The organism is Dermatophilaceae bacterium Soc4.6, from assembly GCA_039889245.1.
In the GTDB taxonomy this organism is placed as follows: Bacteria; Actinomycetota; Actinomycetes; order Actinomycetales; family Dermatophilaceae; genus Lapillicoccus.
The window spans coordinates 2,325,715-2,342,093 of the sequence record JAZGVH010000002.1; the positions used below are offsets into that span (position 1 = coordinate 2,325,715).

At 71.9% G+C, this 16,379-nt stretch carries 16 protein-coding genes; 9 read left to right on the plus strand and 7 right to left on the minus strand.

The annotated features are described in order from the left end of the window. Positions 1-53 precede the first annotated feature (53 nt). Positions 54-1,724 carry an APC family permease gene (locus V3N99_10735; protein MEO3937222.1) on the minus strand — a complete coding sequence of 557 codons (1,671 nt, stop codon included), beginning with the start codon at positions 1,722-1,724 and terminating at the stop codon, positions 54-56. A gap of 166 nt (positions 1,725-1,890) precedes the next feature. On the opposite strand from V3N99_10735, the gene V3N99_10740 reads away from it, so the two are divergent. The 4 genes from V3N99_10740 to V3N99_10755 all read left to right on the plus strand — a co-directional run bounded on the left by V3N99_10740 (position 1,891) and on the right by V3N99_10755 (position 5,284). After that, on the plus strand, positions 1,891-2,778 hold the full coding sequence (locus tag V3N99_10740) for a hypothetical protein (protein ID MEO3937223.1): 888 nt from the start codon (positions 1,891-1,893) through the stop codon (positions 2,776-2,778). Positions 2,779-3,039: 261 nt separating this feature from the next. Continuing rightward, complete coding sequence (locus tag V3N99_10745; protein ID MEO3937224.1) at positions 3,040-3,306, plus strand: hypothetical protein; 267 nt, start codon at positions 3,040-3,042, stop codon at positions 3,304-3,306. A gap of 4 nt (positions 3,307-3,310) precedes the next feature. Further along, the gene (locus tag V3N99_10750) at positions 3,311-4,693 is read left to right on the plus strand and encodes a DUF4331 domain-containing protein (GenBank protein ID MEO3937225.1); all 1,383 of its coding nucleotides are present in this window, start codon (positions 3,311-3,313) and stop codon (positions 4,691-4,693) included. A gap of 114 nt (positions 4,694-4,807) precedes the next feature. Next, positions 4,808-5,284 carry a hypothetical protein gene (locus V3N99_10755; GenBank protein ID MEO3937226.1) on the plus strand — a complete coding sequence of 159 codons (477 nt, stop codon included), beginning with the start codon at positions 4,808-4,810 and terminating at the stop codon, positions 5,282-5,284. A gap of 12 nt (positions 5,285-5,296) precedes the next feature. On the opposite strand, the gene V3N99_10760 is transcribed toward V3N99_10755, so the two are convergent. Together V3N99_10760 and V3N99_10765 are read right to left on the minus strand one after the other, a co-directional pair. Then, entirely contained in the window at positions 5,297-5,713 is a 417-nt protein-coding gene (locus tag V3N99_10760; GenBank protein MEO3937227.1) for a hypothetical protein, read from the minus strand. Continuing rightward, a complete protein-coding gene (locus V3N99_10765; protein MEO3937228.1) occupies positions 5,713-6,507 on the minus strand; it encodes a DUF2071 domain-containing protein in 795 nt (264 codons plus the stop codon). The genes V3N99_10760 and V3N99_10765 overlap by 1 nt, the downstream gene beginning before the upstream one ends. Before the next feature lie 331 nt (positions 6,508-6,838). On the opposite strand from V3N99_10765, the gene V3N99_10770 reads away from it, so the two are divergent. Genes V3N99_10770 through V3N99_10780 form a run of 3 tightly spaced genes read left to right on the plus strand, consistent with a single transcriptional unit; the run spans position 6,839 to position 9,311 of the window. Beyond that, positions 6,839-7,711, plus strand: a complete 873-nt coding sequence (locus tag V3N99_10770; protein MEO3937229.1) for an ABC transporter substrate-binding protein — start codon at positions 6,839-6,841, stop codon at positions 7,709-7,711. Positions 7,712-7,716: 5 nt separating this feature from the next. Beyond that, positions 7,717-8,571 carry an amino acid ABC transporter permease gene (locus V3N99_10775; GenBank protein MEO3937230.1) on the plus strand — a complete coding sequence of 285 codons (855 nt, stop codon included), beginning with the start codon at positions 7,717-7,719 and terminating at the stop codon, positions 8,569-8,571. Beyond that, the gene (locus V3N99_10780; GenBank protein MEO3937231.1) at positions 8,568-9,311 is read left to right on the plus strand and encodes an amino acid ABC transporter ATP-binding protein; all 744 of its coding nucleotides are present in this window, start codon (positions 8,568-8,570) and stop codon (positions 9,309-9,311) included. The genes V3N99_10775 and V3N99_10780 overlap by 4 nt, the downstream gene beginning before the upstream one ends. Positions 9,312-9,315: 4 nt before the next feature. Here the strand turns inward: V3N99_10780 and V3N99_10785 are convergent, their stop codons facing one another. The 3 genes from V3N99_10785 to V3N99_10795 all read right to left on the minus strand — a co-directional run bounded on the left by V3N99_10785 (position 9,316) and on the right by V3N99_10795 (position 14,550). Continuing rightward, entirely contained in the window at positions 9,316-11,868 is a 2,553-nt protein-coding gene (locus tag V3N99_10785) for a polynucleotide kinase-phosphatase (GenBank protein ID MEO3937232.1), read from the minus strand. Continuing rightward, positions 11,865-13,340 carry a 3' terminal RNA ribose 2'-O-methyltransferase Hen1 gene (locus V3N99_10790; protein MEO3937233.1) on the minus strand — a complete coding sequence of 492 codons (1,476 nt, stop codon included), beginning with the start codon at positions 13,338-13,340 and terminating at the stop codon, positions 11,865-11,867. The genes V3N99_10785 and V3N99_10790 overlap by 4 nt, the downstream gene beginning before the upstream one ends. Positions 13,341-13,479: 139 nt before the next feature. Beyond that, positions 13,480-14,550, minus strand: a complete 1,071-nt coding sequence (locus V3N99_10795; GenBank protein MEO3937234.1) for an alkene reductase — start codon at positions 14,548-14,550, stop codon at positions 13,480-13,482. Positions 14,551-14,685: 135 nt separating this feature from the next. Here V3N99_10795 and V3N99_10800 point away from each other — a divergent pair, with 135 nt between their 5' ends. Next, positions 14,686-15,228: an SLATT domain-containing protein gene (locus V3N99_10800; protein ID MEO3937235.1), complete on the plus strand. Its 543-nt coding sequence runs from the start codon at positions 14,686-14,688 to the stop codon at positions 15,226-15,228. 16 nt (positions 15,229-15,244) lie between these two features. On the opposite strand, the gene V3N99_10805 is transcribed toward V3N99_10800, so the two are convergent. Next, on the minus strand, positions 15,245-15,658 hold the full coding sequence (locus V3N99_10805) for an MmcQ/YjbR family DNA-binding protein (protein MEO3937236.1): 414 nt from the start codon (positions 15,656-15,658) through the stop codon (positions 15,245-15,247). Positions 15,659-15,772: 114 nt separating this feature from the next. Here V3N99_10805 and V3N99_10810 point away from each other — a divergent pair, with 114 nt between their 5' ends. Next, a complete protein-coding gene (locus V3N99_10810) occupies positions 15,773-16,207 on the plus strand; it encodes a VOC family protein (protein MEO3937237.1) in 435 nt (144 codons plus the stop codon). Positions 16,208-16,379 lie beyond the last annotated feature (172 nt).

Here is a 16,379-nt window from a genome sequence, read left to right on the forward strand (position 1 = left end):
TACCGGTAGCGAGGGGGCGCGAGGTGGCGCGCGTCACACGGGCGACGGCACGGTCAGGCTGGCACGGACTCCTCGTACTCCAGCTGGTGGGCGTCGCGCGCCACCTGCTGGGCGACCTGCTCGGGGGACAGCCGCAGGGCGATGGCCCAGAAGAAGATGACGAGGCTGAAGACGATGACCGTGCCGAGGTCGACCCACTCCGGCAGCACCTCGTGGGAGCCGGTGCCGTAGCGGCCCAGGGCGCCGAGCACGAGGTGACCGCCCAGCCAGGGGCCGAGCCAGATCGCCGGGCGCACCATGCTCGCCAGATCGGTGCCGGCCCTCGACGAGCCGATGGCGAAGATGACCAGCCCGGCGACGACCGCGCACACGACCTTGAGCGTGATGTCGAAGCCACCCCAGTAGATGATGAGGTTCGCCGAGACGAAGGCGACCGGCAGGACGAGCCTGGGCGCAGGCACCCGGTAGGACCGCGAGCGGTCGGGGTCGCTGCGGTGCAGCGAGGCGAGCGCGACGGGAGCGATCGCGTACATGACCGCCGTGGCCCCGGTGACGGCACCCACGAGCGAGCTCCAGCTCGGGAAGGGCCCGAAGCCGATGATCCCCACGACCGAGGCCGTGAGGATCGAGACCCACGGCACGCCCTTGTCGTTGGTGCGGGACAGGGCCGACGGCAGCTCGCGCTCCTCGCCGAGGGCGTAGGACAGCCGAGCGGTGGTGCCGATGTAGACCACGCCCGTCCCCGCCGGGGAGATCACGGCGTCGATGATGAGGACGACGGCGAGCCAGCCGGCCCCGAGGGCCAGGGCCAGCGTGTACCAGGCGCCGTAGTCGGACGGGTCACCCCCGAGCGGCGAGCTCCAGTCCTTGGCGATGTCGGCCGGGTTGAGCCCGCCGATCATGACGACCTGGAGCAGCGCGTAGAGCACCGCGCCGATCGCCATCGCGGTGAGGATCGCCCGCGAGAGGTCGCGCTTGGGGTTGCGGGCCTCGCCGGCCAGCTGGACCGCCTGCTCGAAACCCTGCAGGGCGAAGACGACACCGCCGGTGAGGGCCGCGAAGACGCCGTGGAACCCATAGGGCATGAAGCCTCCGCCGGCGGTGAAGTTACCCGGTTTGAACTGCAGCGAGGCGACGACGACGATCGCGAGCAGGGGCACGGCGGTCTTCCAGATGACGACGGCGACGTTGCTCTCCGACATGAACTGCGCGCCGGCCAGGTTCATCGCGGTGAAGAGCACCATGAGCACGACGGCGACGACGAGCCCGAGACCGTTGAGCAACCCCTCCTTGGGCCCGTCCTTGTAGATCATGTCGATGTGCTGGTTGACCCACCCCACGCTGTTGACGTAGGTGATGGCGGCCAGGACTTCGATGGGGGCGATGAAGACGGCCTGCAGCCACGACGCCCACCCGGCCGTGAAACCGGCGATCGAGCCGTGCGAGTAGTACGCGAAGCGCCCGCTGCCACCCGCCACCGGGTAGGCCGCCCCCAGCTCGGCATACGTGAGCGCGAGGAGGCTGAGCATCCCGGCCGCGAGGATCCACGACAGGATCGAGGCCGGACCGGCCTTCTCGGCCGCGTTGAGCGCCCCGAGCAGCCAGCCCGACCCGATGATCGAGCCGAGCGAGACGAACATCAGGCCGTAGAAGCCGACCGACCGGGTGAGGTGCCCCGCAGCCGGTCGAGGGTGGTCCTTTGCGGTGGTCCGGGTGCTGGCCATCTCGAGCTCCGATCGACGGGTGCACTGTGAGCCGCCTCACATCGCGCGGCTGGGCCGAGCGTAGGAGCCCGGGACCCACCGCAACGGATTTCCCAGTCAACTCCCAGCCGCTGATTTCCGGCCACTACCCACCGCGCGCTCGGCTGGGGCAGCTAGGGTCACCGCCATGACCCTGCGCAACGGTGAGCGGGAGCGCGGCCTCGCCCGTGCGGCCTACCAGACCTTCGAGCCCCTGCACCTGCTGGCCTACTTCGGGCCGCACGTCGACGCCACCCGTGAGGCCCTGGGCGTCGGGTGGCTCGGCTCCTACGTGGGGATGCGGGCGGCACCCCTGGGCGCCGTCCCGGCACCGGTCGTCGCCGCGGCCTTCTTCGGCTTCCACCCCGCCGCCGTCGCCAAGGCCTGGGCCCTCGCGCTCGACGGACGCTCCCCCGCCGACCTCGACGCGGTGCGCACGGCGTGCGTCGACACCGGCCTGCGCGCCACCCTCGGCGACCTCGTCGACTCCCCCGAGGTGGCCCGGCAGGCGGGCCGCATGCGCGAGGTCATCTCCCGCGCCGACCTCGGCGGCCGCGCCCTCGCCGCCGCGTATGCCGCCCTGCCCTGGCCCGACGCCCCCCACCTCGCGCTGTGGCAGGCGGCCACCCTCTTCCGCGAGTGGCGCGGCGACGGCCACAACGCCGCGCTCGTGGCCCGCGGCCTCACCCCGCTCGACGCCCTGGTCCTCTACGACGCCTGGCTGCCGCCCGAGCAGGCCACCGGTGGCCGTGGCCGCGCGTTCCTCCAGCCGAGTCGCAAGTGGAGCGACGACGACTGGGCGGCCCGCGTCGAGGCCCTCACCACCGAGGGCCTGCTCGAGGTCGACGGCGACACCGTCCGCGCGAGCGAGCGCGGCCGGGCCCTGCGCGACGACATCGAGGACGCCACCGACGACGCGTCGGCCGCGGTCTGGGTCGACGTCCTCGACGCGGAGGAGCTCATCGCCGCCTTCCGCCCCTTCTCGAAGGCGGTCATCAGCGCCGGGGTCCTCCCGGGGACCACGAGGCGAGGCTGACGCGCGCTCTGCACTCGGGCCGCGGTCAGGGCATCACCTTGCCGCAGACGAGGTTGACCCGGACCGACTTCGAGCCGCAGATGGCTCCGCCGCCGAAGGACACGGGGCCACCGCCCCCTCCATACAGTTACAAATGCTGCCATAGACCTCCCAAAAGGACGCCAAACTCGTTGTGAGACAGGCCAATCCGTCCCGCCGAGGGCTCCGAAGACCTCATGCCCCCTGATGTCGAGGGGTCCGTGACGACAAGGGAGTTGCAACATGAAGGACGCGACGCGGCGAGGGTTCCTCGCCATCAGCGGAGCAGGGGTGGCCGCAGCAGCGGTGGCCCCCAGCGCCATGGCAGCCGGACGACCGGCCGCCGACAGCAAGCAGGAGCAGGCCGCGGCATCCGGAGCGATGCTGGCCTACGTGCACGACGCCTCCAAGGGTGAGGTCACCCTGATGAAGGGCGAGAACGAGATCGTGGTCCGCGACGCCGCCCTGGTGCGCGCCCTCAGCAAGCACGCCGCGAAGATGGGGAAGTGACGCCATGAGCAGCCACCGCGAAGCACCGGAGATCTCCAAGGACCCGGTCGCCGACAACACCGACGTCTACGCGTTCGTCTCCCCCGACAAGCCCGACACCGTCACCCTCATCGCCAACTTCATCCCGCTGCAGAGCCCGAGCGGCGGCCCGAACTTCTACGAGTTCGGCGACGATGTCACCTACAAGATCCACATCTGCAACAGCGGCGACGGCATCCCCGACATCTCCTACGCCTTCAACTTCAACACCACGATCCGCAACCCGAAGACGTTCCTCTACAACACCGGCCCGATCAACTCGATCGACGACCCGAACTTCAACCGCCCGCAGAGCTACGTCGTGCGTCGCTACACGCGTGACGGCAGCGGCGGCGAGGTGCTCGGTCGCAACCTGTCCGTGCCCCCGTGCAACGTCGGCGTCCGCAGCACCCCGAACTACGCCAAGCTCGGCCAGCAGGCCGTGCACGGCATCAAGGGCGGTCGCACGGTCTTCGCCGGGCAGCGCTCGGACGCCTTCAACGTCGACCTGGGTTCGATCTTCGACCTCGGCACGCTGCGCCCGTTCCAGAACGCCCACCTCATCCCGTCGGCTGCGGCGATGGGGGTCAACAGCGTGCAGGGCTTCAACGTGCACACCATCGCGATTCAGGTGCCGATCTCGGACCTGACCCGCGACGGCAGCGTGCCCACCGACGTCATGGACGCCAAGTCCACCATCGGTGTGTATGCCGCGGCCTACCGCCGCAAGTCCTCGGTCTGGGACCCGGCGACCGGCACGTGGGGCGGTCACGGAAGCTGGGTCCAGGTCTCGCGCCTGGGCAACCCGCTGTTCAACGAGGTCATCGTCCCCATGGCCGAGAAAGACCGCTGGAACAGCCAGTCCCCGGTCGCGGACGCGCAGTACGCCGACTCGGTCACCACGCCCGAGCTCGGGGGCCTGCTCCCCGTGCTCTACCCGGGGGTCTTCCCGAACCTCGCGGCCTACAAGAAGCCCCGCGCAGACCTGGCGGCGATCCTGCTGACCGGTATCCCCACGGGCGTCGTCCCCGGCTTCCAGAACTTCACCGGCACGGTGAAGGCCGACATGCTGCGCCTCAACGTCGCGGTCAAGCCGACGGCCAAGCCCAACAACCTCGGGCTCGTCGCCGGTGACGCAGCCGGCTTCCCCAACGGGCGCCGGATCGCCGACGACGTCGTCACCATCGAGCTGCGGGCCATCGCCGGCCTGACGATCCCGCTGGTCGACCCGTCGTTCACCCCGGACGGCGCCACCTCGGCGATCAAGGACGGCACGACCGACACCAACCTCCCTACGCTGAGCACGTTCCCGTACCTCGGGCACCCCGCCAGCGGCTCGGAGTCGCTCCCGGGGACGCCCAAGCCGTAACCGGACCGAGCACGACCCGGCACGACCGGCAAGACTGACAGGGTGGGGCGGTGGCGCAACGGCGCCGCCGCCCCACGCTGCCCCCGCCCCCCGCAACACAGCCCAGGAGTTCCGATGTCGCTCTCACCGCAACGCGCCGCCAACCTCGCCGAGAACCCGAACGCAGGCCAGGGCGCCGTCGTGCTCGACATCGGTGACGGTCGGGGGGCGATCATCGCCCACCTGTCGGCGGCCGACGAGGGCGCCGAGGTCGAGATCGAGTCGCTCGACGGCGCGGCCAGCGAGGCCGAGCTCGTCGAGCTGCACGCCCATGAGCACGCCCCCGCCCCGGCGCACGAGCACCCGCACGAGCACGAGCACGAGCACGAGCACCAGCACGAGCACGCGCACGACGAGCCCGTGGCCCCCCGCCCGCACGTCGCCGTGCTCGGCCGGCCCACTCCGTCGGGCGAGGTCATCTACAGCGCCGTCTTCCCCTCGCTGCCCGTCGGCACCTACCGCCTCCACGAGCGCGACAGCGGCCGCTCGCACGAGGTCGTGGTCACCGACGCGACGGTCACCGAGGTCGACTGGAGCGCCCCCACCCCCTGATCGCCGCGCCCTTCATCGGAGCGCCCAACCCACCGCTCCGATCGCGGCGATGACCGCCCCGCCACACCGCCACCGGTCGGCCCGCAGCAGCCGCACGACCAGTGCGTCGTCACGTCCGCCGGAGAGCCGCCCATGGGTGGGAGCAGCGGCGAGCGCCGTGGTACCGAAGGCCAGCGCGCCCCCCGCGGCGGCAAGCCACAGCCACGCCGTGCGGGGCCCCGCCACCACCGCCGCGCCGAGCGCGAGCAGCAGCGCCCCGTACGTGAGGACGACGAGCGGGACGATGCGGCGGCTGTGGGCAGCGTGCGAGACATCCCATTCCGAGGAGGGAACCGCGGCGAGCGCGGGGTAGACCAGGGCGGTCACCGTGGCCTGGAAGCCCAGGTGGAGGGTCGCCGAGGCGACCAGGGCGAGCTGCGGGAGGGTCATCAGCGCACCCGCTGGGGCAGGCCGAAGGTCGTGCGCACCCCCGTCGGTGAGCACAGCACGCTCTGCGGAGGGGTGGCGGCGAGGTCGGGGAAGCCGGCTGCGGCGAGCAGCGTGTCGTCCAGGTCGAGCAGCTCGGCCCGGTGCAGCGGCCACGGACCATGGGTGTTGGGCACCCAGAGGGGCTGCGCGAGCAGGCTGGTGTGCAGGCCGAAGCGGGCGGTGAGGAAGAGGTCGAGCTCCGACGGCTCTGGTACGGAGTCGCCGACCGCGACGCTCATCCGGCTGTGGGCGGCCGAGCCGCGCACGCGACCACTCCCCGCTCCGAGGCGCGGGCCGATGCGGCGGCTGGTGTAGGTGAGGGTGGAGCCGGGCCCGACGGGGGCGGCTCCATACGGCTGCTGCTCGTAGGTCATCCGCGCCCAGCGGTAGGGGACGTCGAACGAGCCGAGGGCGCCGGCGACCACGGCGAGCCGCTGGGCCTCGAGCGAGCAGAAGTAGACGCCATGGCGGCCGTGGTCGTCGACGGTGTAGGTGCGGACGTTCATCTCGAGGAAGGTGCCGAGCCACGGGACCGGGGGCCCGGTGAGCACGCCCGCGTCCACCATGCGGAAGGGGATCAGGCCCACCCAGGCCCGGCCGTCGTGCAGGTCGGGGCGCACCCCGCGCGGCAGCATCGGGGCGATCCTCGCGGGGTCGATGCTCCAATGCGCGAAGCAGATGTCGCGCCACCACTGGCTCATGATCTGCGGCGTCGGTAGCGGTGGGCCCTGCGCGAGGACGGGACGAGGGGTCACACCCCCATTCTCCGCGACCCGGGCGGCCAACGCGGATGGGGTGGAGGCGGGCCCCCCACGGGCCCGGCGCTCCACCCCTCACTCCACGTACACCGACGCTCGTCTCGAGACCCTCACGGTCTCTCGCTCTGGACCCCCCACGGGCCCTGCGTCGACATGTCCCATCTTGGGCCACTTTTCACGATTTTGTCAAGAGAGCACCCACCGTAATCCTGCGCCCTGCCGAGTCCTGCCGCATCGGGAGAACGGACTACCCGGGATGGCCGGCCGGGTCGAGTCCGTCACCCGGTCAACATGCCCCCTCGTCCGGACGTCTGGTTACCGTTCTCCCATGACCCTCACGCGTCTCGCCGCCGGCCTCGCCGTGGCCACCACCGCCCTCACCCTCGCCGCCTGCGGCGCACCCGAGACCACCGCGGGTGGCTCGGCCGCCAGCACGACCGGCGGGGCCGCCGCCTGCGACAAGGCCTCCCTGACCCTGCGCACCGCCGGCAAGCTGACCGTCGGCACCGACAAGCCCGCGTACCCGCCGTGGTTCTCCGACGACAAGCCCAGCAACGGCAAGGGTTACGAGTCGGCGGTCGCGTATGCCGTGGCCGCCCGCCTCGGCTTCGCCCAGGCCGACGTCACCTGGGTGACCGTACCCTTCAACAACGTGGTCACCCCGGGCGAGAAGTCGTTCGACGTCGACCTCAACCAGGTCTCGATCAGTGACGCCCGCAAGAAGGCGGTCGACTTCTCCTCCGGCTACTACGACGTGCGGCAGGCGGTGGTGACGACCAAGGGGAGCCCCATCGACGGCAAGACGAGCATGGCCGACCTCGCCTCGGCCAAGCTCGCGGCCCAGGTGGGCACGACGTCCTACACGGCGATCACCGACCAGATCAAGCCCAGCCAGGCCCCCGCGCCCTACGACACCAACGACCTCGCCGTGCAGGCGCTGAAGAACGGGCAGATCGACGGCATCGTCGTCGACCTGCCGACCGCCTTCTACATGATCGGGGCGCAGCTCGACAACGGCGTGATCGTGGGTCAGCTGCCGCAGTCGGGCGCCACTCCCGAGCAGTTCGGCATGGTGCTCGACAAGGGGTCACCCCTGACCACGTGCGTGAGCCAGGCCGTGGACGCCGTGCGGGCCGACGGCACCCTGGCGGCGCTGGCCAAGGAGTACCTCGCCGGCGCCGGCGCACCCGAGCTGAAGTAGCGCGGGTGGCGAGCACCGACTGGGCTCCGTCTGCGCTCGAGCAGGAGCGCGCGGCATACCGGCGGGGACGCACGCGGCGCTCCGGCGCGATCGCGACGGGGGCCACCGTGGCCCTCGTCGCGGTGGTGCTCGTCGCGATCGTCTCGTCGCCGGGCTGGACGCGGGTGCGCGAGACCTTCTTCGACCCGCACAAGGCGTGGTCGTCGCTGCCCGCCGTCGCCACGGGACTGTGGCTCAACGTGCGGGTGATGATCGTGTGCGGCATCCTCATCGGCATCCTCGGTCTGACGCTCGCCGTCATGCGCACCCTGCGGGGGCCGGTCTTCTTCCCGCTGCGGTTGTTCTCGGCCGTCTACACCGACCTCTTCCGCGGCCTGCCCGTGCTGCTCGTGCTGCTGCTGCTTGGCATCGGGGTGCCGGCGCTGCGGCTGCAGGGGGTGCCCAAGGACCCGCTCTTCTGGGGCGGGGCCTCGCTGGTGCTGTCCTACTCCGCCTATGTCGCGGAGGTCTTCCGCGCCGGGATCGAGTCGGTGCACCCCTCGCAGCGGGCGGCGGCCCGCTCCCTCGGGCTGACCAACGCCCAGACGCTGCGCTTCGTCGTGCTGCCGCAGGCCGTGCGCCGGGTGCTCCCCCCGCTGATGAACGACCTGGTCTCGCTGCAGAAGGACTCCGGCCTGCTGTCGGTGCTCGCCATCGTCGACGCGATCTATGCGGCCCGCATCGAGACGGCGAGCGACTTCAACTACACCCCCTACGTCGTCGCGGGGCTCCTCTTCGTCTGCCTCACCATCCCGATGGTGCGCCTCACCGACTGGGTAGCCCGCAAGCAGGGCTTCCAGGGCGCCGGGGGGATCATGTGAGCCTGCTGTCGATCCGCCACGTGCGCAAGGCGTTCGGCGCCAACGTCGTGCTCGCCGACCTGTCGCTCGACGTCGAGCAGGGTCAGTGCGTCGCCCTCATCGGCGCCTCGGGCTCGGGCAAGTCGACCCTGTTGCGCTGCGTCAGCCTGCTCGAGGTCGTCGACGACGGGGTGATCGAGCTGGAGGGGGTCGACGTCACGGACCCGAGGGTCGACACCGACGCGGTCCGAGCGTCGATGGGCATCGTCTTCCAGGCCTACAACCTCTTCCCGCACCTCAGCGTCATCGACAACATCACCCTCGCCCCGGTGCGGGTGCACAAGGTGCCCAGGGCCCGGGCGGAAGCCGACGCACGCGCGATGCTGGAGCGGGTCGGGCTGGCCGACAAGGCGTCTGCGCGACCCGACGACCTCTCGGGTGGTCAGCAGCAGCGGGTCGCCATCGCCCGGGCGCTCGTCGGGTCACCGTCGCTGCTGCTGCTCGACGAGGTGACCTCGGCCCTCGACCCCGAGCTGGTCGGCGAGGTGCTCGACCTGCTGGCAGGTCTGCGCGCCGAGGGGATGACCATGGTGCTGTCGACGCACGAGATGGCCTTCGCGCGCGAGGTGGCCGACACCGTGTGCTTCCTCGACGGCGGCCGGATCCTCGAGCAGGGCCATCCGCAGCAGGTGCTGCAGGAGCCGCAGGAGGCACGGACGCAGGCCTTCCTGGCCCGAGTGCTGGGCCGCGCGCGCCCCTAGGTGGTCAAAGACGCGGGTCGACCGGGTCGGACTCGAGCGCGAGCACAGCGAACACGGCCTCGTGCACCCGCCAGAGCGGCTCGCTGCGCCCCACCCGCTCGAGAGCCTCGAGGCCGAGGGCATACTCCCGCAGCGCCAGCGACCGCTTGTGCCCCAGGCTGCGCTCGCGCAGCCGTTCGAGGTTGCCGGCCATCGTGTAGTCGGGTCCGTAGATGATGCGCAGGTAGTCACGCCCACGCACCTTGAGGCCGGGCTGCACGAGGCCCTTGCCGGTGCGCTGGAGATTGGCCCTGGGCTTGACGACCATGCCCTCCCCGCCGGCCGCAGTGAGCTCCTCCCACCACGCGATCCCTTCCGCGACCGACGAGCCGTCGGCGGGTTCGACGACGAGACGCCGCGTCGACCGCAGCAGCACCGGGTCGGCGGCCACCAGCGCGTCGACCTGCTCGAGGTGCCACAGATGGTCACGGTCGTGCCATGTCACACCCTCGCCCGCCAGCAGCTGGAAGGGCGCGACCTCTACCCCCTCGAGACCGTCGACCTCCCAGCAGTAGCCGCGGTAGGCGTCGCGGTAGAGCGCGAGGTCGCCGATGCGCTCGTCGGTGCGCGAGCGCAGCGCCGCCACCTCGAGCCCCTGCGACTGCGCGCCCTCCAGGGCACGCGCCGCGACGGGCAGCATGAGCTCGGCCGCTGCGGCGACGGCGGCGTACTGGTCCCGCAGCAGGGAGTCCGCCTTGAGCGACCACGGGAGCAGCTCGGCGTCGACCAGCAGCCAGTCGGTACGGAGTGACTCCCACAGGCCGGCCGTGGTGATGGCGACGCGCACCCGGGCGAGCAGCTGCTCCGTGAGCGGCGACGTCAGGAAGGAGCGCCCGGTGCGCGTGTAGACCGCACCGGTGGCGGCGCCGCTCGCACCGAACCGGCGGGTGGCGACCTCGGCGTCGCGGCAGACGAGCAGAACGGCCCGCGACCCCATGTGCTTCTCCTCGCAGACGACCTGCGTCACACCCACGTCCCGGAAGTAGTCGAAGGCCTCCGCGGGGTGCTCGAGATAGCCGTCGCGGCGCGAGGTCGCGACCGGCGACATCGTCGGCGGCAGGTAGGGCAGCCACCGCGGGTGCAGGGCGAAGCGGCTCATGACCTCGAGGGCCCCTGCGGCCTGCTCCTCCCGCACCGATATTCGCCCGTGGTGGGCGGTCTGCACGGAGCGTCGCCCGAGGACGTCCGAGAGCGCGAGCTCGTCGGACCCGCGCAGGCCGGCGGCTGAGGTCGCTGCAATCGGGAAGGGCTTCGCCGGTTCGTACCAGACCTGCTCGGCCGGCACCTGCACCACGTCCTTCTCGGGGTAGCGCAGCGCCGTGAGGTACCCCCCGAAGACGCAGCCCGTGTCGAGGCACATGGTGTGGTTGACCCACTCGGGCACCGTCGTCGGGGTGTGGCCATAGAGCACCATGGCGCGTCCGCGGTAGTCGTTGGCCCACGGGTAGCGCACGGGCAGACCGAACTCGTCGGTCTCCCCCGTCGTGTCGCCGTAGAGGGCGAAGGAGCGCACGCGACCGGAGGCCCGCCCGTGGTACTTCTCCTTGAGGCCGGCGTGGGCGACGACGAGACGCCCGTCGTCGAGCACGAGGTGCGAGACGAGGCCGTAGCACCAGGTGGCCACAGCGGCACGGAACTCCTCCGGCTGCTCGGCCAGCTGGGCCAGCGTCGTCTCGAGACCGTGGCTGACCTGCACCTGGCGGCCCTGGAGGGCGCGCACGAGCTTGTGTTCGTGGTTGCCGGGGACCGCGTGAGCGTGCCCCGCCGCGGTCATGCCCATCGCGAGCCGCAGGACGCCAGGGCTGTCGGGCCCCCGGTCGACGAGATCACCGACGAACACGACCTGCCGACCCTGCGGGTGGGTCGCGTCGACCGGCCGGCCCGCGTCGTCGCAGGTGAGGGTGTATCCCATCCGGTGCAGCAGGGTGAGCAGCTCGGAAAGGCATCCGTGCACGTCGCCGATGACGTCGAAGGGACCGTGCTGGTCACGCAGGTCGTTGCGCAACCGTTCCCGGACGACGGTGGCGGCCTCGATCTCGTCGACCCCGTGCAGCACGTGGACCTGGCGGAACCCCTCGCGCTCGAGCCCGCGCAGCGATCGCCGCAGCTGGTCGTGGTGCCGCTTGACGACCCCCGGGCCGAAGTCGCGGTCGGCGCGGGCAATGTTGCGCTGCACGGCGACCGAGACCGGCACGTCGAGGACGATGGCGACCGGCAGCACGTCGTGGGCCCGAGCCAGCTCGACCACCTGACGACGGGCGTCCTTGCCGACGTTGGTCGCGTCGACGACGGTGAGCCGGCCGCGGGCGAGGCGCGTGCCGGCGATGTGGCCGAGCACGTCGAATGCATCGGCCGAGGCCGACTGGTCGTTCTCGTCGTCGGCGACCAGCCCCCGGCAGAAGTCGCTCGAGATGACCTCGAAGCGACCGAAGTGCTGCGCGGCGAACGTGGACTTGCCCGAGCCGGAGACCCCGACGAGGGCGACGAGAGCGAGCTCAGGAATGGCGATGGTGGTCATCGGGTCGGGTCCGCGCGGGTGAAGAGCGCCAGCTGCGTCGGTGGCCCGTGGACCTTGTGGTCAGCGCCGACAGGTCGGAACGAGACGGCATACGCGTGGTCGTCGGCGGTGGTCGTGGCCCAGGTGCGGAACTGCGCCCGCGTCCACTCGAAGCGGTGGTCGCGGTGCCGCATGGCGCCCGCCGCGAGCTGGGTGTAGAGCACGTTGTGCTCGGCGTTGGGCGTCGTGACGACGACGGCCGACGGACGGGCCTGGGCGAAGACCGAGCGCACGAGGTCGGGTAGGCGCTCGGGGTCGACGTGCTCGACGACCTCCATGAGGACGACGGCGTCCTGACCCTCGAGCTCGGGGTCGCGGTAGGTCGCCGACGACTGACGCAGCCGAAGCCGGGCCCGTACCGAGTCCGGCATCCGGTCGAGGCCGAGGCGACGCTCGGTGGTCTCGAGGGCGCGGGCCGAGACGTCGACGCCGAGCACCTGCGTGAAGGTCGGGTCGGCGAGCAGGTCACGCAGCAGTGCGCCCTCGCCGCAGCCGAGGTCGACGACGCGATGCGCGCCGACGTCGTGCAGGGCGGTGACCACCGCCGCGGCCCGCAGCCGAGCCAGGGTGACGGTGGGCGACGCGCCGGTCGGGTCTCCCGTCGGGGCAGCGCCGCCGTCGCCGGTCTCGACGTCGTCGTCGACCTCCGGGTCGAGCTCGGTTGCGACGGTGGGAGGGGTGTCGTCGAGTGCGTCGAGCCGGGCGAGGGCATCGGTGACGTAGACCGGGCGGCGGGCGAGATAGCGCCGGGCGATGAGCTCGCGCTCGGGGTGGCCCGCGAGCCACGCGCCACCGGTGCGCACGAGCTTGTCGACCTCCTCCGGCCCGACCCAGTAGTGCTTCGCGCCGTCGAGCACGGGAAGCAGGACGTAGAGGTGCTCGAGGGCCGCCGAGAGGGTCAGCTCTCCCGACAGGCGCGCGTCGACGTAGGGCGCGTCACCCCACCGGGGCACCTGGGTGTCGAGAGGCACCACCCGAGCGTCGACCGTCCACCCCAGGGGGGCGAAGAGCCGCTCGACCACCTCCGACCCGCCGGGCGCCGGCAGTGCCGGCACGTGCACCTCGAGCGGCAGCACCGCGCCGACGAGATCTGGCCGGGCCGGGCAGCGGCCCTTCAGAGCCGAGCCGAAGACCCGGCCGAGGGCGACCGCGAGGAGGGAGGACGCGGCATACGGGCGGTCGTTGACGTACTGACCGAGCGCGAAGCCGTCGCCGCTGCCGTGCTCGCCGAAGGAGGCCCGGCCGCGCACGAGGGCGATGGGGTCGACCTCGACGTGGAGGGCGACGGTGCAGCGCTCCTGCGTCGCCTCGGGGTAGTAGACGTGGGCCAGCCCCACCGGCAGCTCGAAGCTCTGTACCCGCTCCGGGTGCTTGTGCAGGAGGAAGCCGAGGTCTGTCGCGGGGCTCGCGGTCGACGTCAGGGTGAGGAACACCTCCCCAGTCTGTCGTGGGGCGCCACCCGCGTCGCCCCGGTATCCGGGCGAGGGGTCAGGAGGTCGAAGAATCACCCCCGGAGCGGACTCCGGGGGTGATTCCTTGACCACTTGGAGGCCCGGGGGCGGGCCCGGTCGGTCAGCCCGCGAACGGGTAGTCGGTGTAGCCCTCGGCGCCGCCACCGTAGAAGGTCTGGTCGTTCGGCTCGTTGAGGGGCAGCCCCTCGCGCCAGCGACGGGCGAGGTCGGGGTTGGCGATGAAGTCGCGACCGACCGCGACGAGGTCGGCCTCGTCGGCCTCGAGGATGGCCTCGACGTCGGAGAGCTGGGTGACGCTGCTGAAGCCGCTGTTGACGATGACCGGGCCATCGAAGCGCTTGCGCAGGTCACGCACGAGGTCGAGGGCCGGGTCGGCGAGGATGCTGAGGTAGGCCAGGCCGAGCGGGGCGATCGCGTCGACCAGCGTCTCGTAGACCGCCGCGGTGAAGGTCGCGTCCTCCTCGATGACCCCCTGGATGTTGTGCGCGGGCGAGATCCGGATGCCGACCCGGTCGGCCCCGATGGCCTCGGCGACGGCCTTCGTGACCTCGATCGCGAAGCGGGCGTGCGCCTCGGGCGACCCGGCGTACGCGTCGGTGCGGGTGTTGGTCGACGGCGCGAGGAACTGGTGGATGAGGTAGCCGTTGGCCGCGTGGACCTCGACACCGTCGAGCCCGGCCTCGACGGCCTTCTTCGCCGCGTCGACGAACTCGGCAACGACTCCGGCGATCTCGTCGGTCTCGAGCGCGCGGGGCACCACGTGGTCCTTGGGACCCTGTGCCGTGATCATCTGGCCCGGCGCGGGGATGGCGCTCGGGGCGACGGTCTCGAGGCCGTCCTTGTTGTCCGGGTGGGCGATGCGCCCGACGTGCATCATCTGCACCACGATCTTGCCGCCACCGGCGTGCACGGCGTCGGCGACAGCGCGCCAGCCCTCGACCTGCTCAGCCGAGTGGATGCCGGGGGTGTCGAGGTAGCCCTGGCCGACGGCGCTGGGCTGGGTGCCCTCGCTGATGATCAGGCCGGCGGACGCGCGCTGGCCGTAGTACTCCGCGTTGAGCGCGTGGGGGGCGTGGCCCTCGCCGGCGCGGTTGCGCGTGAGGGGGGCCATGACGAAGCGCTGCGGCAGCTGCCAGGCGCCGACGGTGATGGGCTCGAACGCACGGGACATAGAAGATCTCTCCTGAGGAAGGGGACGAGATGGTGGAAACTTCATCCACCTCGCGGTCACTCGAGGCAACGGCGGCGATGCCCTCGCCCATTCCCGGTCCGACCCGATGTCGGTGCCGCCCCGCAGACTGTGGCGATGACGAGCCCCACCCCCGACCCGTACGGAGACCCCGCGGCGACCGCCGACGGCGTCCGCCAGCTGGCGCTGGCGTGGTACCGGCGGGCCCGGACCGCGCAGATCGCGCACGCCCACTCGGCCGCGCAGGCCCGCACCCTCTTCCTGCTGCTCGGGGTGCCGGCGGTGCTGCTCGGGGTCTTCGCGGGCAGCGCCGTGGCCGCCGACGCGTTCGAGGACCGGCGGGTGGTCATCGGCCTGGCGAGCCTGCTGGCTGCGCTGCTCACGGCCCTGCAGACCTTCCTGCGGCTCGACGACAAACGACTGGCCCACGAGATCGCGTCACGACGCTTCGGTGTGATCCGCCGTGAGCTCGGCGAGGTCGGCGCGATCGGGGTGGCGGACCTGCCGGCGTCGGTGCAGCGGCTGAGCGTCATCCGCACGGACTACGACGACGTGTCGGTCGGTAGCCCGCAGGTGTCGCAGGGGATCTGGGAGTCGCAGAAGGCGGCGGACCGCAGCTACTCCCCCGACGAGTTCGGCGCCTGGCCGGGCCTGCCGTGACGACGCACACCGTCGCTCACCCGAGGGCGTCGAGCTGGGCCACGAGCCGGCGCCCGGCCGTGGCGCGGTAGGACGCGTCGAGCAGCTCGGACACCTCGGCCCAGTGCCGCTTGGCGGCGCGAGCGGGAGGCAGCTGCACGCCCAGCCAGCCCGACGGCCCGAGGTAGGCCGGCGAGAAGACCCGACCGTCGCCCTCCTCGAGCAGCGAGCGCCGGTCGTCGCCGTCGGGCAGGACGAGCACGCACGCCGGGTGCTGCACCCAGTCGCCGGCGACCTTCTGGGAGCCGCCGAAGTAGGCGAACACCTTGGTGGTGAAGAACGCCGGCCGGCCGTGGGACACCTTCTCGGCGGCGCTGGGAAGGGCCAGGGCCAGGCCACGCACCCGCGCCAGCAGCGGATCGTCGTCGTCGAACATCTGCGGATGCGACATGTGCCGAGGCTAGACCCCGGCGTCGACAGTGGGTCTCACGGAGCACTCTCGGGCTGGACCATCGACCGCGCGCACGGCAGGGTGGGGCGACGGACCCCGACGAGAGGACACGCGATGAGCGACCCGAGCGATACCGGCGACACCGGCGAGACGAGCGACGCAGGCGGCGCCACGACCCTCGCCGCAGCCCCGACGCTGGGGATGCTCACCATCGACTGCGCCGACGCGGGCGCCGCCGCCGACTTCTGGTCGGCCCTCATGGGCTGGGAGGTCGCGATGAGCGGCGACGGCTACGCGATGCTGGTCGGTGACGGGCTGCGCGTCGGCTTCGGCACCGTGCCCGACTACGAGGCCCCGGCGTGGCCGAACCCCCACGGCAGCAAGCAGTTCCACCTCGACCTCTCCTGCGCCGACATCGCGGCCGTCGAGGCGCGCGCGGTCGGGCTCGGGGCCAGCGTCGCCGACCCGCAGGGTGGCGACACCTGGCGCGTGCTCGTCGACCCCAGCGGTCACCCCTTCTGCCTGACCGACGCCAAGAACTGGGGCTGAGCGTGCCGCAGGCACGGCACCTTCACGGTGCAGCTGACGCCGGTCGCCGGCGAGCCCCCCACCCTCGGACGCTTCGAGCTCGACAAGGTCTTCGAGGGGGACCTGGCGGGCACCTCGCGCGGGCGTACACCCTCCCCTGAGCGACAGAGCGCTGCCGACAGCGGCCGAGGAC